Consider the following 25,905-nt stretch of genomic DNA (forward strand, 5'->3'; position numbering starts at 1 on the left):
CCACGGCCGTGACGAACTAACAGAACCGTAGCTTTGGGAAAGTGTCTCCGCACTTTAGTAGAACTCTTCCACTAGGACAGACGTACTCTTCCATAATGAAAGACGTATTAGTCTATAGGGAAAGAAGTATTCTACTCTAAAGAAACGAGAAAAGAGCGCATAGAGTAAGAAGAATGAGCTTATTTCTTCAACTTGTAGATCACAAACGAATCTACTTTATACGCTCCTCCTTTACTGTAAAAGTCGATATGAGTGTAAGGTTCCGACGGGAATACCTGATTAGTCATCACAAAACGTCCGCCATCACCAAAGGCTTCCACACTGGATTTATCGACAAAGAGACGGAGTTTCAATTCGTCTTTTCCACTTTCAATGGTCGTCCAGGTCAACATTGGGAAGTTCTCATTGAAACCTACATCTCCGCTCTTGCGGCGGTCCATCGAGAAATTCTTTTCTTTCATGTCATATTGCATATCCACTTCTTCGCCTTTGTCATTGTAGAGACGGAAGCCGATTACATCCGCATGTTGATTTTCGATAGTCAGTTCTATTTCGTATGCCCCCTCATTGCCGGCAATCATGTCTTTGATGGTACGTGTTCCGTTCACTTTAAACGAGCGTTTCTTGGAGATGTCACGCAGTTTCAGCAGTTCGGGAGAGGGAGCCGACTGAAGATAAGTTTCGCCATCTACGGTGAATAGGCTCAAATCGCGAGGAACAGAGTTCGGACTACGGTATTGAGAGGTAGGAACATCGTTTGCATATTGCCAGTTGCTCATCCATGCGATAGCGATGCGACGGTTGTCGGGAGCATCGCTCCAAGTCACGGTAGCATAATGGTCTTTCCCCCAGTCCATCCATTTGGTTTTGGAGGGTGATTCGTTTACAAATTCTTTTCCGTTGAACGTTCCGACAAAGTATTGAGTGGCCGAGTCACCGAAAGGACCGTCGCCCAAGCTGCAAAGTAATACCCATTTCTTTTCATTCGTTCCCTCTACCGGAAGTTCGAACAAGTCGGGACACTCCCAAACGTTTCCGTGAGCACCCTGTCCTTTGCCGAAGCTACTTTCGAATGTCCAGTCTTTCAGGTTGGGAGAAGAGAAGAATTGCATCTCCTGCCCTACTGCCAATGTCATAATCCAGCGTTGAGTGCCTTCATACCAGAAGACTTTCGGGTCGCGGAAGTCGCGTGCTTCGGATACTAGTACGGGATTGTTTTCATATTTAGTAAAAGAGCGTCCGTTGTCGGTGCTGTAAGCGATACTCTGCACTTGGCGGTCGCCATTTTGGGTATAAATAGCGATGATGGCGCCAGCACCGAAGCCAGCAGTGTTTTTGGAATCTACCACAGCCGAACCACTGAAGATGGTTCCGAATGCATCCGGCGCAATGGCTACGGGACGATGTTCCCAGTTGATGAGGTCTTTGCTGATGGCATGTCCCCAGTTCATATTGCCCCATTTGGAACCGTATGGGTTGTATTGATAGAACAGGTGGTATTCTCCGTCTTTATATACCATTCCGTTGGGGTCGTTCATCCATCCGTAGAGAGGTGAGAAGTGGTAGGTGGGACGGAACTTTTCTCGATTACTGGTGTCGAACGTGTCGGACAACTTCATTTCCTTGCAACAAGCCGTGTTATCCGGTGAAAGGTTGACACGAATCGGGTCGTTCGAATTCATTTTAAACTTGAAAGAGATTTGTTTGCCGGAATAAGCCGAAAGGTCTACCGGGACAAAGTAATCGACTTTATGGATGGCCAGGCGGACATCAAAGTTATCCACTTCCTTATTATCGACAATCATGCGGATACGCACGTCGGGAGATGCATCTTCTACGGGCAACAACAGATATTTCTGATTAGTGTTGACACGTACAAGGCAATGTCCTTCTCCTAAATCTTTTATTAATAGAGGAGAGTTATCCGCGCGAGCGGATAGGGAGATATTCATCACAATCATGCAAAGTAAAACCGCGAAGGTTTGAATTTGTTTGGAAGAGAGTTTTAAATTCATGCTTTATGGTATTAAGGTTGTTACAGTGCAAAGATAGGCGCTCCGGAATGAAGCGCCTGTCACTTTTGTTTCAAACACTGTAAAAGATGTTACTTTTCTATTAATATGTGCTCACCTGAATGTTTGATACGGTGATTTCACCTTTATAACAGCAGAGTGACCATGGATTCTTCTGCATCTGGTAGATACGGTTTGTGAAAGATAACTGGTCGTTGATGTAAGTCACACAAACCGACTGGTCACTGTAAATTGTCACACGGTATTCGTTATCGACCGGGATGTTGAATTTGTTATCAAACAAATATTTGGCATCATCGCCGTCTTTCTCGAAGTTAGCTTTGCCTTCATCAGCGTTGACATGGATACTGTACCATGATTTGGAGTCCGTTCCACGAACGAAAGAGATTCCAAAACGATCTGTATTCGAGGATGCCTTTACGGTAAAGGAAATCTTGTTATGTACTTTCAGTCGGTTGAAAATGACAGAAGCACCTTCGGCCAACGTATATGTCTTACCGCTTTCTGTTACATTTCCTTCTTTAGCCATTACTTTCACTTCTTGGGCAGAAGTGTATTTACGGTCGATTGCATCGGGAACTCCGAGCGTCAACGTACCGTCTTCGTGCTGAATCAAGCGTTGTGCCACCAGATTGCCTGCCCATTCGGGTTCTACATCACCTACGTTTCCGTTATCATTGCCGGCACGTGTGGGACACCAGCCCCAGATGTAACGGTTCGTTCCGTCGGAAGCGGTCTTGCCTGCGTAGAATGCGCGACTGTCCAGCATACCTTCGCGACTGTCCGGCCATATTCCGGCGTCATTGGCAGTAGTTGCCTTTAACTCTTCCAGCGTTCTGCCTTTGAAGTATTGCACTTTGCGCATAAAAGAAGCCTGTTCGGAGTAAATCAAATACCACCAATCTCCCATCTTGAATACGTCCGGACATTCGTAGAAACGATCCCACATCATGGTCATAAATGTTCCGGCAGATTCCCACTCTTTCAAGTCGGTAGAGGTAAATTCGGCAATGTGCCCTTTTCCGTTTTTACGGGTAGCGATCAACATGTGATAAACACCGTCTTCGGTCTGAAACAGGAACGGGTCGCGGAAGTCATTCTTATCATAGCCGTAAGTATCTCCTTTCAGGTAAAAAGTACGGTTTTTAGTCCATGTTTTGAAGTCAGGCGAAGTAGCTACCATCACGACTTGTGCATTCTGGTCGGAAGAGGGTTTGAACTTATTGCCGGTATAGAATGTGTAATAGAGTTTATCAGCCGGATTGTAGATTGTACCTCCTGTACCGATTGCCGCATCCTGTTCATCGCGGGCTCCGCAGGGAATCAGTTCGCCAAGGGATTCATAAGTGGCACCGTCTTTGGTTGCCACCCCGAAAATGGGGTGGTAAGTAGCTTCAAGGTTCGGACGGTAATCTTGCAGATACATCACTTTAAAATCCTTGGCAACCGGATCATAAAATGGCATCGGGTCACCGATAAAGCCTACCTGCGGTTTGTAATACATGGAGAAGCCATGTTCGTCGGTCGATTGGAAATAAGTGGCTGTACCATCCCAGTCTTTCTGGGTCAATACGGGGTCCATCTCATCACTGCAGGCGGTCATTGAGGCCAACAGCGTGGTTAATGCTATATGTAAGATCATATTTTTCATAATTATCGCTTATTCTTTTATTTACATAAGTAGTTGATTGCATTCAGAGTCATTTGCTCTACGTTATAGTGGTAGTAGTCGGCAGAAGCGTCTACTCCTTTACCATACCAGTCGTAACAACCGGAACCGATGCAGATCGTACGTCCACTATTGGAGCGCGGCTCGAATTCGGCAATGATTACCGCACCATCGTCTCCGCATGCCACATCGATTCCTCCTGTTAGGTTACGCCATGCGTCCAGATCCTCATAACCTCCCCAGTCTGTTCCGATATGCCATTGGGCTGTGCTATTGGTAATCGCGTAACCTGCATCAAAGGTATAGACTCTTGTTTGGTCACCATCTTTCCATCTTAAATTCTGGAATAACGGATGTGATTCGTTGCCGGTAATCGGGAAGCTCCATGGTCCATCAACGATTTCGGGTGAGTCTTCGTTTCTTCCCCAACTGTTGTTCGGTACACATTCATCTTTTGCAATGCTAAGGTCCTTAATATAGAAAGTTGCGTAGCGGGTCAATAGAAGGTTACCACCATTCTGGTAATAGACTTTAAACTTCTCTACGGCTGCTTTTGCATCGTCCGGCAAAGGAGGATTGTCGCCATTATCTGCGTGGAAGTGCCACCAGATTGCGGTATATTTACCTAAATCAACTTTTCCATCTACTATATCTTTGAACGAGATATATTCGGACATTGATATATTATCCATCATCCATTGGGCAGCGGCTTTTTCTTCAGGACTTGTCAGCTGGCTCACGGAAGAAGCTGTACCGACAAAAGCAGTCGGAATCACATTTCCTTGAGTGACTGTCACTACATAAGGAGTAACTGCCGAACGGTAAGTTGCCGTATAGGTAACAGGATTTGTAAAGTCCTGGATACTTCCGGATGCCGGAGTCACAGTGGCTCCATCTGATACGGCAAATGTAGCTTTCAACTGGGTGATGTCCACCGTCAGCGGCACAACCACGGATATCGTTTTGGATAACTGATCTACTTTACCCACATAAGTATCATTCAGCTTGAAGGTCAGAATCTTCGCTTCATCTCTCTTCACGGTAATCGTGTAGCTCATTTGTACATCACCATTCTTCACTGTCAAAGATACGGGAAGAGAAAAGTCGATGGTCTCACCGATAGCGATGCTAGCCGTAGCTCCTTCGGAAAGATTCATTTCTGTGACTGCCATCCGGGTTACGTCATAATCGTAAGGAACTCCTACTACGATTGTTTTATTCTGATAATCGATCGTTCCCGCGTATGCATCCAGCTTGATAGCGTTCACCCATACATCTCCGTCCAGACGAAGATTGGATTTGAAGTCATCACTACATCCCGTGGCTGTCAGACATGCTACAGTCACCAACAGGATTATATAAAGTTGTTTTATGATTGATTTCATGTTATTCTTTGTTTTAAGATTGATGGTTACCAACCGAAATTCTGTGTATAATTTCCGTTACTAGCACTGATCTGTTCGAATGGAACAGGGAGGTATTCGTTCTTATTTTCTGTGAAACCTGCATTCTTGTAGACAGAGCAACGGGATGCTTCGGTTACATAATAAGCATTGATGACGTCTTTGGCTTCTCCCCATCTTACGAGGTCGAAGAAACGTGAGCTTTCCATTCCAAACTCTACACGACGTTCCCATTTCAGCATTTTCATTGCTTCGTCCTGTGCATAGGCTTTCAGTTCATAAGGGGTTACTTTGAAGTTTACTCCGTACTCTTCTTTGTAATTGAAAATCAGCATGGTACTTCCGGATGCACGGCTGCGTACATCATTGATAAGTGAGATAGCGTCAGCGATACGTCCATCGTTCAACTGTATCAAGGCTTCGGCACGCATCAGCAATACGTCTGCATAACGGATGACAATATGGTTCAGAGAACTTGCCCAATAAGAACCTTTCTTCAAACAGTCACAATCCGGGTCTACATTCTCTTTGAGAGAAACATAATATCCGTAAAGTCCCTTGCTACGGCTCCAGTCATCATTCTTCTGAATCATGTAGCCTTCGTTGTATTTATAAGGGAAGCCCGGCATACCTACCGTGTGGAATAAACGGGGGTCTACATTGTCTGACGTAACCTCGTAGTTCTCATTATCATAAGTGCTGAACAGCGGTTTTCCCTGCGAATCAGTTTTGAAAGCATTCACCAGATTCTGGCTCGGCTTGTGGAAATCACAGCAACCGAGTATCTGCGGAGTTGTCAATCCCATTCCCCAGTTCAGGTTACCGTTGTAGGTTCCGTCGTTGATAGAATACTGAATGGCCCATACAGATTCTGAACCATTTTCGTATTGCGGCAGGAAGTTCATGCTATAATCAGTTTCCAGTCCGTAACCGGCTTTGGCCATGATAAGGGGATCGGTATATTTCACCACCTGTTTCAAGTCTTCTTCGTTGATGCCGGTAAGGTTGTTGTTCACTCCGTCTTGACGGTAAGCCTTATACAGGTAGGTCTTTGCCAGATAAGCGGCAGCGGCAGCCTGGGTAGGACGTCCTTTTTCCATTTGTATCTCCGGCAGATTGTCGTAAGCAAACTGGAAGTCGTCTGCTATCTTTTGCCATTGTTCATTATTGGTATAAGTGGTATTCGAAAGCTCGTTGTAAGCATCCGGATCCATGTTTTCATCGTTCACGATAACAATCTTCTTGAACAGTTGCTTCAACATAAAGTGAGCATGACCGCGCAGGAATCTCATTTCAGCAATGCGCTGATTCTTCAGCGGATAAGTTTTTTCATCCATCAGGTCGAGTGACTGCAAGGCTGTATTGGCACGAGTGATGCATTGATACAGTCTTTTCCATATATCGTTGATGTTCCAGTCTGTAGTGTTGATACCTTTGGAAATCTCCAGTGCGTTGAACACACCACCGTCTTCTGTTCCGGAACCACCTTTATAACAATCGTCGGAACGTACATCATAATTCCAAAGAGAGAAAGAAGAGTTGATATCGTCACCTGTCGCCCAAATGGCGTAGGCTGAAATCACGAGGTTGTCCACGTATTCGGGAGAAGCGATCTGATCTCCGGTCACAATGCCCTGCGGAACCTGACGATCCAAGAAATCGTCACAACTGCTTGTCAGCAAGGTAAATCCGATGGTTGCTATATATAATATCTTTTTCATAATCGTTCGTTTTATAAATGAGGTGAATTAAAATCCGATGTTAAGTCCGAATGTGATATTCACAGGGATCGGATAAGAGAAGTTCGGATTCTCCGGATCTTCTCCCGTAAAGTCCTTACTTTTGATAGTCAGCAGGTTTTGTGCACTGCAATAGAAACGCAAGCGTTCCATTCTCAACTTCTTGGAGATGACTGCCGGAACTGTATATCCTAACTGGATATTGCGCAGTTTCAGGAAAGAACCGTTTTCTACAAAATAAGTGGAGACGCGCTGTTCATTGTTTGTATCGCTACGAGTCAATGCCGGGATATTGGAATTCGGATTGGTAGGCGACCAGGCATTGAGCAAACGGGTTCCTTTGTTCAGGAAGCCGACATTGGCTGCACTCCAGAAATCGCTTTTCTTCTTTACGTCACTAATGATATCCACTCCCTGCACACCTTGCCAGAACATAGTCAGATCGAAGTTCTTATATTCCAGATAGATATTCAAGCCGTAGCTGAAAGAAGGAGTAGGATCGTAAATCCATTCCTGGTCTTTTTCATCAATTACACCGTTGTGGTCGATGTCACGATAGCGAATACGGCCGACAGCTGCTCCTTCCTGGGTAGCATGATTGTCAACTTCTTCCTGTGATTTGAAAATACCATCGGCAATGTAACCCACTTGTGCATTGTAAGTATGTCCGACTACACTCTTTACTCCATTACCACCAAACTTTCCATTAGCAGCCACCGTCTCCGGTAATTCAAGAATTTCATTCCGGTAGGTGGAGATGTTTCCGTTCAGGTCGTAAGTCAGTCCGAAAGCAGTCTTGTTACGATAACCCAGATTGAATTCAAAGCCTTGGTTTTTCATCGCACCCGAATTAATCCAACGGCTGCCACCTTCTCCCAATACTCCTACACCGGCCATTTCGGTCAGGATGTCGGTTGTTTTCTTATAATAGTATTCCAATGAACCATAGAGGGATTGTTTGAACAGGCTGAAGTCGATACCGACATTGGTCTGTGTGGTTGTCTCCCACTTGATATTATCATTTCCGATCTGGTTACGTTTGAATCCGGAAGGTAGAGTGCTGCCTCCATTGGAACCGGTAATATCGTATGCCGTACCGTAGCTCTGACCTCCGAAGGAATCTGTTGTACCATAGTTAGGCGCGTAAATCGTGTAACGGGCAAGGTTGGAGATTTCCTGATTACCGGTCTGTCCCCATGAAGCACGCAGTTTCAAATCGTCCAGCCAAGTCAACTCTTTCATAAAGTTTTCCTGCGTGATGCGCCATCCCAAAGATACGGAAGGGAAAGTGGCGTAACGATGATTTTTACCGAAGCGGGAAGAACCGTCACGACGAATAGTCAATGAAAGCAGATATCTGTCAGCATAAGAATAGTTCATTTTACCGAAGAAAGAGACAAGTGAATAACCTTCACCGGCACCGTAAGCCTGTGCCGTACCGCTACCTGCATCGGGCCACATATAATCCGGGGTAAGGATGGAAAAGTCTTCTTTATATCCGGAGAAATGGCTGTCATCTTCACGGTTCAACTCCATACCTGCCATCACGTCTCCACGATGTTTGCCTATCTCCAACTGATAAGTGGCAATGGCATTCCACATCCATTTGGTCCAGTGTTCCTGTTTGGCTTCTACTGCGCTCTTGCCGTTGTTGGTCTGTGTTCCTTCCTGATAAGGATAAGTGAAGTAACGGGCTTGTTTGTTAGCATAGTCCAGACCGAAAGTAGACCGTACATTCAATCCTTTGAAAAGGCTTAAATTCACATAAGCATCACCGAACATACGCCAGTACGTGTATCGATTGTCTTTATTGTATTCGAGTACGGCACGAGGATTACGACGGTCCGGCCATCCTCCTACCGGTCCTCCCCATGAACCATCCGAAGCATAAACGGGAATGGCGGAAGGAATATCCAAAGCAGTTTCGATAATTCCGCCGGGAGCTTGCACTTCCGAAGTACGGTTTAATGTGAAATGCTGACCGATGGTCAATATATCATCAATCAATTTATAATCGCTGTTCATACGGGCCGAGAAACGGTCGAAGTCTGTATCTTTAATAACGCCCAAGTTTTTATAGTAGCCCAATGAGAAGAAGGAAGAACCTTTTTCCGAACCGTTGCTGACAGACAGATTGTATTGCTGGATAACACCTGTACGGGTGATTTCATCAAACCAGTCGGTATCTGCCACAGGCATCGTATTCTTCGAATCCAGATATTTGGAAAGACTCATACCATATAATACCGGATTTCCATCGGCATTGTATCCCCAGTTGTAGTTATATCCCAAGGCATTACCATTCGGATTCTCGCCATCGTTTACATAGGCCTGCCACATGGCACGTCCGTACTGTTCCGTATTGAGCACATCCATCTTGCTTTGGTACATGGAAGCAGAAACCGAAGCATCAAAGTTTACTTTGATCTGTCCTTTTTTGCCTTGTTTGGTAGTAATGATGATAACACCATTTGCAGCACGAGAACCATAGATAGAGGCCGAAGCTGCATCTTTCAGCACTTGAATGGATTCAATATCATTGCCATTCAATTCGTGCATACCAGCTTTGGTAGGAACACCGTCGATGATATAAAGCGGGTCGTTGTTGTTCAACGTACCAATACCACGAATACGTACGGTAGCCGATCCGCTCGGATTACCATCAGCAGTAATGTTCATGCCGGGAACACGTCCTTGAAGGGCTTTTACCGGATTATTTTCACCTTGTTTCTGGATTTCATCTACTTTTACTACGGAAACAGCACCGGTCAAGTCTGCTTTTCGCTGGGTAGTATAGCCTGTTACGACCACTTCATCTACCATTTGAGTGTCTTCTTCCAATAGTACATTAACGATTGTAGCCGATTTTACGGTCACCGGTTTATAACCAATATACGTAATCTTTAAAGTAGAGTTAGCCGGAACCGAAAGGGTGAAATTACCATCTAAATCAGTAATTGTTCCATTAGTAGTAGCTGAAGCTTCAACAACAGAGGCACCGATGACCGGCTGTCCATCCGTTTTAGAAGTAACGTTTCCCTTCACCGTTATGTTTTGTCCCCAAAGGACTGACATGAAAGTAAACAGGAAACAAACGCTGCAAAGAAGTTTTTTGTTCTTCATAATACTAAGCATTAGTTTGATGTTATTAAATTAAAAGTACGAATTTTATCTTTATCGATAATGCAAATTACGGTTGATTTACGTCAATCGACTGAAAAAAATGTTTCAAAGGCTGTAACATTTGTTGCATAGAACGCTATTTTATAGGGTTTTATACATTATTTTTCTCATCACAAGAATTATGGAGAAGATATTCTCTTGTCAGTGGGAAAATATTACCTTTGCGTAGTGATATAAGCTTTTAAAAAGTAGTTATAATTAAAACGATTAATAAAAAAAGTCAGTTACCGATTGTAACCAACTGAAAATTGAACGATATGAAAACAATCTCCAACGAACAACTTACCATTCAAGTATCTCCGCATGGAGCGGAACTTTGCAGCATCTTCGCCAATGGAAAAGAATATCTGTGGCAAGCGGATCCTGCTTTTTGGAAACGTCACTCTCCTGTCCTATTCCCTATTGTCGGAAGCGTATGGGAAAATGAATATCGCAATGAAGGGATTCCTTATACACTTACCCAACATGGATTTGCACGCGACATGGAATTTACGCTTGTTTCCGAAAAAGAAAATGAAGTACATTACCGCCTTATCAGCAATGAAGAGACTTTGCAAAAATATCCGTTTCCATTCTGTCTGGAAATAGGTTATCGCATTCAAGGAAAGCAAATTGAGGTGATATGGAAAGTAAAGAATACCGGCGACAAAGAAATGTATTTTCAGATTGGGGCACATCCTGCTTTCTACTGGCCGGAGTTTGATGCGAACAGTTTAGAAAGAGGGTTCTTCGGATTCGACAGGAAAGATGGCTTGAAGTATATTCTTATTTCTGAAAAGGGATGCGCTGATCCTTCTGTTGAGTATTCCTTAGAGTTGGCAGACGGATTGTTACCATTGGATACTCATACTTTTGATAAAGATGCTTTGATCTTGGAAAACGGCCAGGTTCGCAAAGTCACCTTATTTAATAAGGAGAAACGGGCTTATTTAAGTTTACACTTCAATGCTCCGGTAGTCGGCCTTTGGTCGCCACCTGCAAAGAATGCTCCTTTTGTTTGCATCGAGCCTTGGTATGGACGTTGCGACCGCGCACATTATACAGGGGAATATAAAGATAAAGACTGGATACAGCACCTGCAACCGGATGAGATATTCCAAGGGGGATATACAATTGAAATCGAAGAATAATCGACAATAGCCAACAAGACCCAGCAAATAAAAAGTAGCTGCCGGATTTCACATCTGACAGCTACCAACACCTAATTCTAATCTACAAAACCTAACTTATAAATCTAACCTATGAACCTTTAAGCAACTAATACCCATTGCTCTTACTGAATCTATGAAAATATCTATTGTGTAAACCTCTACCTTATATTATAAACCTAATCGATACGCATTGAATGAATCAACATTGAACGTTCCTCCTTTACTATAAAAACACATACGGTTGTATGGTTCCGATGGAAAAACCAGATTCGTCATTGCTATTTTTCCTCCATTCAGGAATATTTCTACAGAACACTTATCAATAAAGATATCCAAAGCGTATTTATTTTCTTTTTTTATCGGCGCCCAGGTAGCTAATGCGAAATCATCGATATAATTGATCGAAGTCGTCTTTCTACGGTCATGAGCTTCTATTTCATGAGGGACGCTATTCTTTCCGAAATCTACGATACCACTTTTCGTCCGGTCCATTACCAGTCTTTTTTCAGGAAGATTGAAATAGATATCTACCTTTTCACCTTTATCATTAAAGAGACTGAAGCCCATAATCTCCGCTTTGCCGGTAGTAATCTCCAATGCTAATTCATAAGCTCCGTTATTATCAGTCAGTAGAGAATCAATATGATAATCATTGGATACGGTGAAAGAAGGAATCTCCTTGTTTTCTTTCCGCAAAGTTTTCGTCTCTGCCACCGGAGCCGCTGAAAGATAAAGCTCACCGTCTTGTGTATAAAGTCCCAACTCACGCGGTAAAGCATTGGCACTACGGAATTGCTTTGTCGGAACAATATTGCAATATTGCCAGTTACTCATCCAAGGTATGGCAACCGTCCGATCACTTGTGTTCGAAAAACAGACCGTAGCATAATGATCCTTTCCCCAATCCAGCCATTTCGTGACATTTGGCTGATTGTCACAAATAAATTTCGTTCCGTCAAAGTTTCCTGTAAAGTACTGGGTTGCACTCCCTCCGAAATAGCATCCCGGATTCACGTTTACTATCAACGCCCATTTCTTACGATTTATGTCTCCATCTATCGGAAGTTCCACCATATCCGGACATTCAAACTGACAAGGTTGCACTCCGTACCCTTCTCCGAAACTGCTCATATAATTCCAGTCTTTCAGATTCTTCGAGTCATAAAAACGCATTTCCTTATCGGCAGAAACAATCATAACCCACTTATCTTCCGGTTCATACCGGAAAACTTTCGGATCGCGGAAATCTTTCAAACCGTCAGAAGGACAAAGGATGGGATTCTTCTCGTATTTCGTAAATGTCCGTCCGTTATCTTTGCTAAAAGCAAGACATTGGATCTGCCCGTTTTTGTCACTAGCAGAAGTATAAAAAGCCAGAATACTCCCCGCTCCATAGCCAGCCACATTCTCCTTATCAACAACAGAACTGCCGGAAAAGATATGTCCCAATGTATCACGGGCAATAGCCGGAGGCAAGTGTTCCCAATGCACAAGATCTCTGCTGACGGAATGTCCCCAATGCATATTTCCCCATTTGGAACCGTAAGGGTTGTATTGAAAGTACAAATGATATTCTCCATCTTTATAGACCAACCCGTTGGCATCATTCATCCAACCATACAGAGGAGTATGGTGATAAACTGGACGAAACTTATCTGTATTGGCTGTATCAAATGTATCAGATAGTTTGATTTCTTTCCAGCAAAGTGCATCCTTTGATTTATTACGCACACGTACGGTAGCAGTCTTTGCTCCGGCAGGTAAGGCAAGCGGAACAAAATAGTCCACTTTTGTCTGTGCCAGACGAATATCCATATCGGTATCTGTAGCCTCTCCTGTATCCAGAAGAACCTGACTTTCCATTGCTTCCTCTTCTATAGGAAGCAATATATAATTAGCCGGATAGGTGATGTGAATGACAGTCAGGCTATCACCTTTCTGTTCCAAAGTCAACTTGCTTTTAGTTGTATGGCAATAAGTCAGTCCGTAAGAGACTGCTAATGCAAGTGCCGCACCTTTACATAGTTTTATCCAAGGGGTTGTTTTCATGGCAACAAAGTATTCCTGATTTACACAAGCTTTTAATCAAAATAGATGAAGGCAAAGATAGGGGGTATATTCACCTTCGTCTATAAACTTTGTTTCAAAGGGTATCAATTTTGATACATCACCTTACTATTTTTCTACCAGAATTCAAAACAATCAATATTCATAGGACCGAGTATATGAATTTTCATCATATGAATACCGACTGATAATTGTATGTTTGATACTATAAAATCATCATAAACAGTCCAGTTCCCTGTAGTTGTGACAATGGTCCAACTGTATCCCTCCATCAAAAGAAAGGGCGAACTTTCCATCTTCTTCCACTGTCGTACAAACTTTGACTATAGGGATTCTTATCAATCACCTGAAAAATAAGCTGTCAAGCGTAAAACAAAATCATCCTTATTCATAATATTATCCAAGCCTACAAAAGATGATTAAAAGTCTTTTTTCTCCTTTACTTAAAGGAAAAACAAATATTTTTATGCAATTAATCACTTTTTAATCCCAGATTAAGCCATTTCATTCCTCCTTTTTAATACTTTTCCTTTTACTTTGCCGTTAACTAATAATATCAGAAAAACTATTAATGTACAAATATGAAAAAAAATCTAATCCTATTGTGCAGTTTGCTGGCAAGTTTTACCTTACAGCCCGTACAGACAAATGCACAAACGGCGACTAACAGTCAAAAATTACTCTATCCCTATCCTTTCGCTCCCAGTGAAGGTCTGGTGAATAAAACCGAGAAAGAGCATCGCCAAGAAATTTGTTTAAATGGCTATTGGGATTTCCAACCCATTGCTTTACCGAAAGACTATAAACAAGGTAAAGGAGCAGCTCCCGAATTACCACTCCCGAAAGATGGTAGTAACTGGAGTAAGACACGCATCAAAATACCTTCTCCATGGAATATCAACGCTTTTGGTTATCGTGATCTCGAAGGTCCCGACCACCGTAACTATCCGTCTTATCCGAAAGAATGGGAACAAGTGAAAATGGCATGGATGAAAAAAAATATAACAATTCCTTCCAACTGGACAGGCCGGCAAATCAAACTTTACTTTGAAGCCGTCGCAGGATATTCAGAAGTCTATGTCAATAAGGAAAAAATAGGTGAAAATTTCGATTTATTTCTGCCATTTAGCTTCGACATCACGGATAAAGTCACTCCCGGTGAAACAATAGAGGTGCTTGTAGGCGTGCGCAGCCAATCCTTATTTGAAGATAATTCAACTATCGGCCGCCGTATTATCCCAGGAGGCTCTATGTGGGGATATCACATCAACGGTATCTGGCAAGATGTATATCTGTTAGCTTTACCCCAAATACATATAGAAGATGTATATGTGAAACCATTGGTTGCCAAGAATACATTAGAAATCGAAGTAACCATACAAAACAAAACCAACCGGAAAGCTGACATACAACTGCAAGGCAATGTCAGAGAATGGATAAATTACGCCGGAACGGACATAAACTCCGCTCCCGTTCCCGCATGGACACTGGGTACGGAAGCATTACAGGTCGCACCACGCAAAGTTTCAATTGCAGCTAATGCATCACAGATAATAACACTGCAAGTACCTGTCAATGAGAATATACTACAATATTGGACTCCCGAACAACCGAATCTGTATGCCTTGTTACTTTCTATCAAGGACAAGAAACAAACTATCGACACGAAATACGAACGTTTTGGTTGGCGTGAATGGACATTACAGGGAACCACACAATACCTCAATGGCAAACCTTATGCTCTACACGGAGACTCCTGGCACTTCATGGGTATCCCGCAAATGACACGCCGCTACGCATGGGCATGGTTTACCGCTATTAAAGGCATGAACGGCAACGCAGTTCGTCCGCACGCACAGGTTTATCCTCGTTTTTATATGGATATGGCGGATGAAATGGGAATCTGCGTACTGAATGAGACCGCTAACTGGGCTAGCGACGGCGGTCCGAAACTAGATTCAGATCACTTCTGGGAAGCATCGAAAGAACATTTAAAGCGTTTCGTCCTGCGTGACCGCAATCATGCATCCGTTTTCGGTTGGAGTATCAGCAATGAAAATAAACCTGTTATCCTGCATGTATATAACCGTCCCGAATTAATCCCCGCCCAACAAAAAGCATGGAAAGAATGGCGTGACATTGTACGTCTGTACGACCCTACCCGTCCTTGGATTTCATCTGACGGCGAAGACGACGGTAATGGTATATTACCCGTGACCGTAGGACATTACGGAGACATCAACTCCATGAAAAACTGGATTAATATCGGAAAGCCTTGGGGAATCGGTGAACACAGTATGGCATATTACGGCACACCTGAGCAAGTATCCAAATATAACGGAGAACGTGCCTACGAATCACAAGAAGGACGTATGGAAGGGTTAGCTAACGAATGTTACAACCTAATAGCCAACCAACGCCGGATGGGGGCTTCATACAGTACGGTTTTCAATATGGCATGGTATGCGCTGAAACCACTCCCACTCGGTAAAAAAGACATTACCAAAGCACCTGATGTTAGAGAAGATGGTGTATTTTTCGGTGAGTACAAAGAGGGGATTCCGGGTGTACAACCAGAACGTGTGGGACCTTATTGCACTACATTCAATCCTGGCTATGATCCCACCTTGCCACTCTATCAAGAATGGCCGATGTATAGTGCCTTACGTGCTGCCAATGCTCCGGGCGCACCAGCATGGTCTCCTTATGCCATCATCGACAAAGAGCAATATAAAGCTCACAAAACTACCAATCCGGACAAAAATTATAAGGAGGTAGTATTTATCGGCAATCCAGAAAGCAAAGTAAAACACCTGTTAAATGCACAAGGAGTAGCATTCGCTTCTAAAATCACCACTCCCTCCTCACTGCTTTACATCATAGATGGCAGCCAAGTGTTAGATGACACTACCCAAAAGGAAATACAGAAACAACTCGCCAAAGGTGCAGATTTATGGATTTGGGGAATTACACCGGAAACAGTAGGCAGATACAATGATATTCTACCACTTCCTGTCGCACTGGAACCACTGAAACGTTCCTCTTTCCTACCTGTGCAGAAAGCATGGATGCAAGGACTTAACAATTCTGATTTCTATTTCTGCGAACTTCAAAAAGCGGATGCTTCCAATTATTCATTAAAAGGCACATTCGTAGAAGAAGGGGATATCTTGTTGAACGCTTGTAAGACTGACTGGCGCAAATGGAACAAGCGTCCGGAGGAAATCAAAACTGCCGGAACAATCCGCAGTGAATACGAATGTACGTCCGCTACTCCGGTATTTGTTAAATACCAGCAAGGTGCTTCCTCCTTTTATTTAAGTACATTGACCGAATTCGCCAATTCAGAAAAAGGATACAACACATTAAGTATGATCTTAAAAAATGCAGGAATAAGCTATCAGAAGCCAGAAACCAATATTAATGAAGTATTCTTCCTGCGTGATGAACAGATAAACTTCCCCGTAGCAACCAAAGAAAAATTCGTAAAGAAAGATAACGGATGGACACTGGAATTCTACGTATTCAGCCCGCGCCCTCTGGATGACCTGCTGATAGAGCCTAATATGCCAAAACTCTCTCTGATGTTAAAAGCAAAAACTCGTGAATTATTCATTAATGACACCCCCTATACAAGCATATCTCACGACGGACGTAACGAGGTAATCTATAAAGAAATCCCTCTATTGCAAGGATGGAATAAACTGGTTATTAAAATAGGAGACGGGGACCGGAATGATTTCAGCGGTTTCTTTAAATGCGATAACAAGAAGGATTTTCTTCCGACTTTGAAAGCTGCCTTCACAAACCCGGAAGCCAGATAAAATGAAGATAAAAGAGGATTAAAAACGATTAAAAATAAAAGTACCATGAGAATCTTACATTTCTTTGCTACGATCACAGTTGCTGCAATGTTAAGCGGATGTAATAGAGAGCAATCACAAACCACTAACCGGACACCGGTCGACTATGTCAATCCATACATAGGGAATATCAGCCATCTGCTAGTTCCCACGTTTCCGACCATTCAATTACCAAACAGTATGCTTCGTGTCTATCCCGAACGTGCGGATTATACCACCGAATTGTTAAACGGGCTGCCGTTGATTGTCACCAATCACCGGGAACGTTCCGCGTTCAACCTTAGTCCTTATCAGGGAAAAGAGCTTCGTCCGATCATAACCTACAACTACGATAACGAACATATCACGCCTTACTCGTATCAAGTAGACCTGAACGACAACAGCATGAAAGCAGAATATGCCCTTTCCCATCAGTCGGCTCTCTACCGGATCACATTTGAGGCAGACAAACCTGCCTATATCATTATAAACTCCCGTAATGGTTCGATTCATGTAGGCGAAAACTTTATCAGCGGCCATCAGCAATTAAGTGCCAACACCAATGTGTACGTATATATCGAACCACAGGAAAAACCGGTAAGCACTGGCATCTTAAAAGACGGAGTCATCGAAGCCAGCAAAGACAATGCGGAAGGCATCAATGCTTGTGCAGCATGGCGTTTTGCCGATGGTACAACAACAGTCAGTCTTCGTTACGGCATATCTTTCATCAGTGAAGAACAAGCAGAAAAGAATATGCGTAATGAACTGAAAGACTACAATATAAAAAACCTGGCAAAAGCAGGACGCCAAATCTGGAACGAAACTCTAGGACGTATCAAAGTGGAAGGAGGAACAGAAGATGACAAGACTGTATTATACTCTTCATTCTACCGTACTTTCGAGCGCCCTATCTGCATGAGTGAAGCCGGTGGCCGTTACTTTAGTGCTTTTGACGGCAAGGTACATGATGACAACGGTACGCCTTTCTATAACGATGACTGGATTTGGGACACATACCGTGCGGCACATCCACTTCGTATATTGATCGACACCAAAAAAGAAGAAGACATCATTGCTTCTTTCCTGTTAATGGCGGAACAGATGGGAACAATGTGGATGCCTACCTTCCCTGAAGTTACAGGTGACTCACGCCGCATGAACTCCAATCATGCCGTTGCCACCATAGCCGACGCTCTGGCTAAAGGACTGAACATAAATGCGGTGAAAGCCTATGAAGCGTGCCGGAAAGGAATGGAAGAAAAAACTCTTGCGCCCTGGTCGGGAGCCGCTGCCGGATGGTTGGACAACTTCTACCGCGAAAACGGATATATCCCCGCCCTTCGCCCGGATGAAAAGGAAACAGATCCGAATGTACACCCTTTCGAAAAGCGTCAACCTGTCGCTGTCACATTAGGAACCAGCTACGACCAATGGTGTCTTTCTCGTATCGCAGAATTATTGGGTAAGAAAGACGAAGCCGCCCACTATCTGCAATGCTCTTACAACTATCGGAATATCTTCAATAAAGAGACCGGTTTCTTCCACCCGAAAGATAAGGAAGGCAAGTGGATTACACCGTTCGATTACCGTTATTCCGGTGGTATGGGCGCCCGCGAATATTATGGAGAGAACAATGGTTGGGTTTACCGTTGGGATGTACCTCACAATGTGGCCGACCTCATCAACCTAATGGGAGGAAAAGAGCAGTTCATCTCCAATCTCGACCGTACTTTCAGTGAACCGCTGGGACGCAGTAAATATGAATTCTATTCAAAACTACCTGACCACACGGGTAATGTCGGGCAGTTTTCTATGGCAAATGAGCCATCATTACACATACCTTATCTCTACAATTATGCAGGTCAACCCTGGAAAACGCAGAAGCGTATCCGTCAGATGCTGAAAACATGGTTCCGTAATGACCTCATGGGAATACCTGGGGACGAAGATGGCGGAGGTATGACTTCATTTGTTGTTTTCTCTTCATTGGGTTTTTATCCTGTCACTCCGGGCTTACCAATCTACAATATCGGAAGTCCACTTTTCACAAATACAAAAATAATACTCAGCAACGGTTCCGTATTTGAAATCGAAGCCCAGAATGCTTCCGACGAAAATAAGTACATCCAATCGGCTACACTGAACGGTCAAAAATGGGAAAAACCCTGGTTCAGCCATGACGATTTGAAAAACGGAGGTAAATTAGTACTGACAATGGGCAATAAACCTAATAAAGCATGGGGCAGCGAAGACAATGCCGTTCCTCCTTCAGCAGAAGCCAAATAAGTACTGCCCGATTTATATGAAGATGTCGCAAAATAGAATTTTCATTTCCTACATTCTATTTTGGGACATCTTCATATTTCATTAAACGTATGATCGTAATAACAAACGGTAGTTTGAAAGTATTGCCTTATAAATAAATTCTGATTCTTGGGGATATCATACAGTTTTTTGTATTTTTGCACTATAAATAAAGTACTATGAAATATCAACTACAAATTTTGCTCTTCGTCCTGCTTTGCATGGTAGGTAAAGTGGACGCATCTTCTTTGTATGATTATGGACTTTCTCTCAAATCCCATGCAGTAGCTGGAATTGAGAGAACAACCTTGTACTTGGATGATAACCAACCTTTCTCTATAAAAAACGATTTCACGATTTCTTTTCAAATGTATGTACGTGTCAATGAGCATGACTTCGGCTCTATTCTCCATCTGCATACAAACACCAATCAATATATCCGTTTTTCATTTGTCGCAGGTGAAGAAAGACATTTTCCAGCGTTGGTTCTCAATGAAGGCATCGTCAACATTAACAGCCCCATAGAACGAGAAAAATGGCTGGATGTTTCTTTGCACTTGCGTTTGAAGGATAATGTCATAGAAATAGATTACGATAACAAGAAAATATCAGCTATGGCTCCCTTACAAGGAGTGAAAAGTGTTACCGCTTTATTCGGACAAATGCAAAACTATCTGGCAGATGTAGCTCCAATAAATCTTAGAAATATAACCATCATACAAGATGGAAAACAGATACGTGAATGGAAGTTGTGGAAGCATAATGATAATGTCTGTTATGATGAAATAGAAAGAGCTGTGGCACGTGCTGTCCATCCCTTATGGTTAATAGACAATCATATCGAATGGAAACTTGTTCATCAGGCTAAAATTCCGGGAAAACTGAACGTGGCCTTCAATGCCCGTGAGGCCTTATTTTATTTAGTCAAATCCCAATCAATCGAAATCTTAGACGAGAATGGAGTTTTGCAGAACGAAGTGATAGTGCGTGGAGGCTATCCGGCTGTAGAATTCCCCAATCATCTCTTATATGATACTTTAAGCAATAAGCTTGTGTCTTATTATCCCAAGAAAGGCATAATTTCCAGTTTCTCATTTGACACAGAAAAATGGAGTAATGAGATACGCAACACAGAAGAAGCCACCAATTATAATCATGCCAAAACTTTTAATCCGGCAGACTCTTGTTTCTACTTTTTCGGAGGTTATGGTTTCTACCAATACCGCAACGATCTTTACCGGATGAAATCCGGTACTAACAAAGTGGAACAAATAGAATACGAACGTCCCCTCTACCCCCGTTATTCGGCAGCTATGGCTCTAGTGGGCGATGAATTATATATCTTCGGCGGTAGAGGAAACAAGTATGGCAAACAAGAGTTGAGTAGCCATTATTATTGGGGATTATGCTCCATCAATCTGAAAAATAAGCAGTCACGTATAGTCTGGCAACAAAATAATCCCAAAGAAGATGGTACGATAATGGCCTCTTCCATGTATTTCGAGCCATCGGATAGTTCCTTTTATGCTGTTTCGACAAATAAAGGAGGTGTGTTATGGAAGATTTCAATGAAAGATTCCGTCTATACGGAAGTTTCCAAGCCCATTTATAACGAATCAACTTATCAGGATTGTGACTTCAGCCTTTATACTTCTCCGTCACATGGAAAGTTATTCTTAGTATTAGATAAAATACTAAGTAACCACACACATGATGTGGCTATTTACGCCATCAATATGCCTCTCGTAAATGAAATGGATATCCGGCAGTCAACAGTTGAAGAAAGCGCTAACAGCCGATGGCATTTCTATACCGCCGGAGTCTTACTGCTACTTGCATTGGTCGGTTTAGTATTCTACCGTTTCAAATACAGCAGTAAAAAGAAAAAAGCATCTGCAGCCGGGAGGATTATAGAAGAAACTCCCACTGCAACAACTGAAGACAGCCTCAAACAACCAGGAATGTCTGAATCCAGAATCATACCGAAAAAAGAAAGAATACAAGACACGGAATCCGTTTTCACAAAAACGATCAATTATTATGACCGTAGCCGTGCATCTATTTCTTTGTTGGGCTGTTTCAATGTACGCGATAAAAATGGAAATGACATCACATCCAATTTTACCCCCCGTCTGAAACACTTGCTTATTCTGCTGATACTTTATACAGAAAAAAATGCCCAAGGCATCCTAACTTCCAAAACAACGGAAATACTATGGCCGGAAAAAGAAGAAACAGCCGCCCGCAATAACCGTAATGTAAATCTGCGCAAGCTACGGGTATTGTTGGAAAGTATCGGAGATATGGAAGTAATGATAGAAAACAATTTCTTGCGTATAAAATGGGGAACAAATGTTTTTTGCGATTACCACACATTACTTGCATGTACCAAACAATTCGAACAAGTGAAAAGTGAAGAATTGCTCAATAGAATTTTAGAGTTATTGCTATATGGTCCTTTATTACCCAATACCATTGTTGATTGGCTGGACGATTTTAAAGATGCCTATTCCAGTCATTCTATTGACTTATTAAAAAATTTGCTGGATATTGAAATCAGCCGGAATCATCAGGATATGATTATCCGCCTTGCCGACATCATGTTCCTGCATGACCCGCTCAATGAGGAGGCTCTGGCTGCTAAATGTGCAGTACTGGCCGCACAAGGGAAAAAAGGTATAGCTCGAAACCTATATGATCGTTTCTGCAAAGAATATCACGACTCGATGGGTGAAAGCTACAAAATCCCATTTGCCGACTTATAAGTCCGGCCGACAATTGCTTCTTAATTAATTATTCTATAAAACAAACCTCCCCCTCTCCTTAAACCACCGATACATATCAAGATGGAGGAAAGAGGGGGAGATTCTATACTTTCTTTATTACAAACGCGAATAATTCCAGTAATATTTTATAGCCCGTTACATTGTTTTCATCCAATACCAAGAAAAACAGCACCTATTTGTGAATGATTATAAGAAAAAAAAGACTTAATTCACATTTAATTGTTTTTTAATTCCCAATTAATCGCGAACACCCCTCTTTTTTTATCGTCTTATAGTTCTTTTGCTGAAAATTAATCTTAAAAAATATAATATTATTATGAAAGAAGAAAGAACACCTTAATCTGATTCGAATGACGAACCTTAAAACGAATTCAGGCTCTCTCATCCGATTAATTCTTAATTTAGTGATTATTCATAAATAAATTCATGAAAAACATGAAACAACGATTTTCTCAGTACATGAGATGCTATGAAAGAAGTCTCATTTTTATTTTAATGCTGTTCAGCGTTTCGGTAGTGCAAGCACAAAACCGGACAGTAAAAGGAACAGTGACCGACACACAAGGTGAGCCTATTATCGGTGCCAATGTAGTGATAGTGGGCGGAACAAAAGGTGTAATAACCGATCTTGATGGCAAGTATTCTATTCAAGTTCCTGAAAACGGTGCTGTATTGAAATTCTCCTATATTGGTTTTAAAACCAAATCATTCAATATAGTAAAAGGAAAGAATGTATTGAATGTGACGTTGGATGAAGATGCTGTAATGTTGGAACAGACAGTAGTAACAGCTATGGACTTACGTCGCGATGAAAAATCTCTGTCTACCGCCTTCCAGAAAATGGACATAGAAGGCATGACCGAAAACCGGGATGCCGGATTTGTAAATATGCTGGCTGGTAAAGTAGCTGGTCTGCAAGTGATATCAAATGGTGCTGCCGGTTCAGCCACAGTACGTATCCGTGGTGCCAATTCCATTTCCGGCAACAACCAACCACTCTACGTAATCGACGGTGTACCTATTATAAATGATGTGACTGGTGGTGAAATCGATTACGGTAACCCTGCTAACAGTATCAATCCCGACGACATTGAAAATATCGTAGTTTTGAAAGGGGCCAACGCATCCGCACTCTACGGTTCGGATGCCGCTAATGGTGCTATATTGATTACGACCAAAAAAGCCGGTCAAAAAAGTGGTCTGGGGATTACGTACTCTACAAATGTACAATTCACAGAATTTTCACAATACCCTATCTATCAGAATATCTATGGCGGTGGGCACATCAACCGTTTTGAAAATAACAAAGCCAACTCATTCAATGGTGACGTAAAGGTTCCTTATGATCCAAATATGCCTTATGGCATCCAACGAATGGAAGGTTATGATAATTCCCGTTCATGGGGTATGCCTATGTTAGGCTTTCAGGTAGTAGGACGCAACGGAGAACTCAAAGCCTATGTTCCTACTCCGGAAAATACAACCTCTATGTACCAGACTGCTTACTCCTGGACAAACAGTGTTTCTATAGAACGGGCCACCGAACATGTCTCTACCCGTATCGGCTTTACCAACCTGCGAAGCGACGACGTACTGGAAGGGTTGAACAAACTTACCCGTAACGCATTCAATGTACGTTCCAATGTGAAGTTGACAAAGTCATTGGATGTCGATCTGAATGGACGCTATACACATGAGCATGTCAACAACCGCTCTTATCGTAACAATTCAGACCGTAACCCTATCTATACACTGATGGATATGCCCCGTGACCTTTCCATACAGGAAATGTATCCTTGGAAAGATGAAAACGGAAAACCGACCGCCCTTCAATTTAAAAGTCCGGTATGGATGCTGAACGAGCTTTCCAACCAAGACAAGAAAGAATGGTTACTGGCCGATGTAACAGTAAACTACAAACTGACCAAAGATCTGAAGCTGCGTTTGAAGGCCGCTCTCGACCTGAATATGAAAGAGGGGTATGAATTCCGCAATATGTACACTCCGGGGGATGCCGACGGATTTTACAAAGAGTTCACAGAGAAAGCTCGTAACTATACTTATGAGGCTATGCTTTCTTACAACAAGACCTGGAAAGACTTCAATATATCCGCCAGCGTGGGTGCCAATTCGCAGGATTTCCTGTTTAAGAAACAAAACTCGGAAGTCGGAACATTGGCTACCTCCGACTTTATTTCTCTTACCAATAATGGCGCCACTATCAAATCATGGCCGGAATATAATGCAAAGAAAAAGCAAGCAATCTATGGAACAGTCAGTGTAGGTTATAAAGATTTCATTTATCTGGATGTTACCGGACGTAACGACTGGTCATCTGCCTTACCTTCTGACAACCGTTCTTATTTCTATTCCTCCTACGGCGTCAGTTTCGTACTGACGGAGTTGGTAAAAAGCATTCCAAAAGATTGGCTATCGTATGCCAAGTTCCGTGGTTCTTATGCCAAAGTAGGTAATGATACCGGTTTCGACCAGTTGCTAAATGGATTCAGTTATAACACTTCTTATCTGGGGGACATGGCGTGGTTCGAAAGTGAAAACAAACGGAAAACCAACACATTGAAACCGGAAAGTACCACTTCATTCGAAACGGGATTAGATCTGCGCTTCCTGCAAGACCGCGCTTCCTTTAGTTTCACTTATTATAATAAGAATACCAAAAACCAAATTTTGACTTCCACCATCAACGGTGTAAGCGGATATGGAGAAGCCTTGTTCAATGCCGGTGAAGTAAAGAACTGGGGATATGAAGTGACATTGGGAGTCGTTCCTTTTAGAAATAAAGATTGGGAATGGAAAGTAGACATCAACTGGGCGAAAAACAACTCAGAAGTAGTTTCACTGGCAAACGGAATGGACTACATGACACTGACTACCGTTCAAAACAGTGTAGAATTACGTATCGTGAAAGGTGAGCCGTTGGTAAGTCTTTATTGCCGTGAGCCATGGAAAACCAATGATGAAGGACAAGTATTGGTGGGAGCCAACGGTCGTCCCCTGTCAGGTGAAGCCAAATTCCTCGCCAGCGTAGAACCGAAATGGACGGGTAGTATCCGTACTTCTCTCCGTTGGAAAGACTTGTCTTTTTCTGCCATGCTCGATATTCGTATGGGTGGACACGTATGGTCGGAGACTGCCTTCCAATCTTCCCGAAATGCACAATCTATCATGTCACTGGGCGGACGTACAGAACATTTATTTGCTGATATGATTCTCAACGAAGGTGACCAGACGGGCTATCTCGGTATTCTGGATTCAAAATATGTACCTTCCGGCAAAAACAATATTTATATGGATGCTTCCCGCCCGAAAGGCATGAATATCCCCGGAGCCGTTTATGACAGTTCCGTACCGGGACTAGCGGGACAGCCTTGCCAGGCATGGATTAAACCAATAGACTATTGGACTAATGATAGTGGCAAAAACGGTGAGCTGTACCTGTATGACGCCTCTTATGTAAAACTGAAAGAGATTTCCTTAGGATATAATATTCCTAAGAATTGGTTAAGAAAGATAGGTTTCATACAATCTATGAGAATTTCAGCCGTAGGCAGAAATGTAGCTATTCTCCACCAGAAAACACCTAAGGGGATAGATCCGGAAGCAACTTCTTCCATGGGAATCCAACAAGGTTTGGAACGAGGTTTCAACTTACCGACTTCCAGTTACGGTTTCGATTTTAAAATAACTTTTTAACAGCGATGACA

At 42.7% G+C, this 25,905-nt stretch carries 11 protein-coding genes; 5 read left to right on the forward strand and 6 right to left on the reverse strand.

Annotation, left to right across the window (positions count from 1 at the left end; translation table 11 throughout):
* Nucleotides 1–179: 179 nt before the first annotated feature.
* The 5 genes from NXV01_RS22945 to NXV01_RS22965 form a co-directional block, all read right to left on the reverse strand.
* Nucleotides 180–2,015 carry a DUF4980 domain-containing protein gene (locus NXV01_RS22945; protein WP_259023273.1) on the reverse strand — a complete coding sequence of 612 codons (1,836 nt, stop codon included), beginning with the start codon at nucleotides 2,013–2,015 and terminating at the stop codon, nucleotides 180–182.
* Between the two features lie 100 nt (nucleotides 2,016–2,115).
* Nucleotides 2,116–3,684 carry a glycoside hydrolase family 32 protein gene (locus NXV01_RS22950; RefSeq protein ID WP_259023274.1) on the reverse strand — a complete coding sequence of 523 codons (1,569 nt, stop codon included), beginning with the start codon at nucleotides 3,682–3,684 and terminating at the stop codon, nucleotides 2,116–2,118.
* Nucleotides 3,685–3,701: 17 nt separating this feature from the next.
* On the reverse strand, nucleotides 3,702–5,087 hold the full coding sequence (locus NXV01_RS22955; RefSeq protein WP_148364655.1) for a DUF4960 domain-containing protein: 1,386 nt from the start codon (nucleotides 5,085–5,087) through the stop codon (nucleotides 3,702–3,704).
* A 26-nt stretch (nucleotides 5,088–5,113) separates the two neighbouring features.
* Nucleotides 5,114–6,826: a RagB/SusD family nutrient uptake outer membrane protein gene (locus tag NXV01_RS22960; RefSeq protein ID WP_259023275.1), complete on the reverse strand. Its 1,713-nt coding sequence runs from the start codon at nucleotides 6,824–6,826 to the stop codon at nucleotides 5,114–5,116.
* A gap of 27 nt (nucleotides 6,827–6,853) precedes the next feature.
* The gene (locus tag NXV01_RS22965; RefSeq protein ID WP_195649706.1) at nucleotides 6,854–9,967 is read right to left on the reverse strand and encodes a TonB-dependent receptor; all 3,114 of its coding nucleotides are present in this window, start codon (nucleotides 9,965–9,967) and stop codon (nucleotides 6,854–6,856) included.
* 317 nt (nucleotides 9,968–10,284) lie between these two features.
* On the opposite strand from NXV01_RS22965, the gene NXV01_RS22970 reads away from it, so the two are divergent.
* The gene (locus tag NXV01_RS22970) at nucleotides 10,285–11,157 is read left to right on the forward strand and encodes an aldose 1-epimerase family protein (RefSeq protein WP_148364653.1); all 873 of its coding nucleotides are present in this window, start codon (nucleotides 10,285–10,287) and stop codon (nucleotides 11,155–11,157) included.
* Between the two features lie 189 nt (nucleotides 11,158–11,346).
* Here the strand turns inward: NXV01_RS22970 and NXV01_RS22975 are convergent, their stop codons facing one another.
* The gene (locus NXV01_RS22975) at nucleotides 11,347–13,227 is read right to left on the reverse strand and encodes a DUF4980 domain-containing protein (protein ID WP_008774815.1); all 1,881 of its coding nucleotides are present in this window, start codon (nucleotides 13,225–13,227) and stop codon (nucleotides 11,347–11,349) included.
* A gap of 599 nt (nucleotides 13,228–13,826) precedes the next feature.
* Here NXV01_RS22975 and NXV01_RS22980 point away from each other — a divergent pair.
* The 4 genes from NXV01_RS22980 to NXV01_RS22995 all read left to right on the forward strand — a co-directional run bounded on the left by NXV01_RS22980 (nucleotide 13,827) and on the right by NXV01_RS22995 (nucleotide 25,894).
* Nucleotides 13,827–17,069 (forward strand): glycoside hydrolase family 2 protein, encoded by a 3,243-nt coding sequence (locus tag NXV01_RS22980; RefSeq protein ID WP_148364652.1) that lies wholly within the window; start codon nucleotides 13,827–13,829, stop codon nucleotides 17,067–17,069.
* Between the two features lie 45 nt (nucleotides 17,070–17,114).
* A complete protein-coding gene (locus NXV01_RS22985; RefSeq protein WP_148364651.1) occupies nucleotides 17,115–19,376 on the forward strand; it encodes a GH92 family glycosyl hydrolase in 2,262 nt (753 codons plus the stop codon).
* 197 nt (nucleotides 19,377–19,573) lie between these two features.
* Entirely contained in the window at nucleotides 19,574–22,159 is a 2,586-nt protein-coding gene (locus NXV01_RS22990; RefSeq protein WP_195649709.1) for a hypothetical protein, read from the forward strand.
* 456 nt (nucleotides 22,160–22,615) lie between these two features.
* Nucleotides 22,616–25,894, forward strand: a complete 3,279-nt coding sequence (locus tag NXV01_RS22995) for a SusC/RagA family TonB-linked outer membrane protein (RefSeq protein ID WP_148364649.1) — start codon at nucleotides 22,616–22,618, stop codon at nucleotides 25,892–25,894.
* Nucleotides 25,895–25,905 lie beyond the last annotated feature (11 nt).

Source organism: Bacteroides sp. BFG-606 (genome assembly GCF_024788145.1).
Classification (GTDB): domain Bacteria; phylum Bacteroidota; class Bacteroidia; order Bacteroidales; family Bacteroidaceae; genus Bacteroides; species Bacteroides vicugnae.

Bases quoted from the DNA above. Each gene is read 5' to 3' on its own strand.
- NXV01_RS22945 (WP_259023273.1), bottom strand. From the start codon at position 2,015: ATGAATTTAAAACTCTCTTCCAAACAAATTCAAACCTTCGCGGTTTTA.
- NXV01_RS22950 (WP_259023274.1), bottom strand. From the start codon at position 3,684: ATGAAAAATATGATCTTACATATAGCATTAACCACGCTGTTGGCCTCA.
- NXV01_RS22955 (WP_148364655.1), bottom strand. From the start codon at position 5,087: ATGAAATCAATCATAAAACAACTTTATATAATCCTGTTGGTGACTGTA.
- NXV01_RS22960 (WP_259023275.1), bottom strand. From the start codon at position 6,826: ATGAAAAAGATATTATATATAGCAACCATCGGATTTACCTTGCTGACA.
- NXV01_RS22965 (WP_195649706.1), bottom strand. From the start codon at position 9,967: ATGAAGAACAAAAAACTTCTTTGCAGCGTTTGTTTCCTGTTTACTTTC.
- NXV01_RS22970 (WP_148364653.1), top strand. From the start codon at position 10,285: ATGAAAACAATCTCCAACGAACAACTTACCATTCAAGTATCTCCGCAT.
- NXV01_RS22975 (WP_008774815.1), bottom strand. From the start codon at position 13,227: ATGAAAACAACCCCTTGGATAAAACTATGTAAAGGTGCGGCACTTGCA.
- NXV01_RS22980 (WP_148364652.1), top strand. From the start codon at position 13,827: ATGAAAAAAAATCTAATCCTATTGTGCAGTTTGCTGGCAAGTTTTACC.
- NXV01_RS22985 (WP_148364651.1), top strand. From the start codon at position 17,115: ATGAGAATCTTACATTTCTTTGCTACGATCACAGTTGCTGCAATGTTA.
- NXV01_RS22990 (WP_195649709.1), top strand. From the start codon at position 19,574: ATGAAATATCAACTACAAATTTTGCTCTTCGTCCTGCTTTGCATGGTA.
- NXV01_RS22995 (WP_148364649.1), top strand. From the start codon at position 22,616: ATGAAACAACGATTTTCTCAGTACATGAGATGCTATGAAAGAAGTCTC.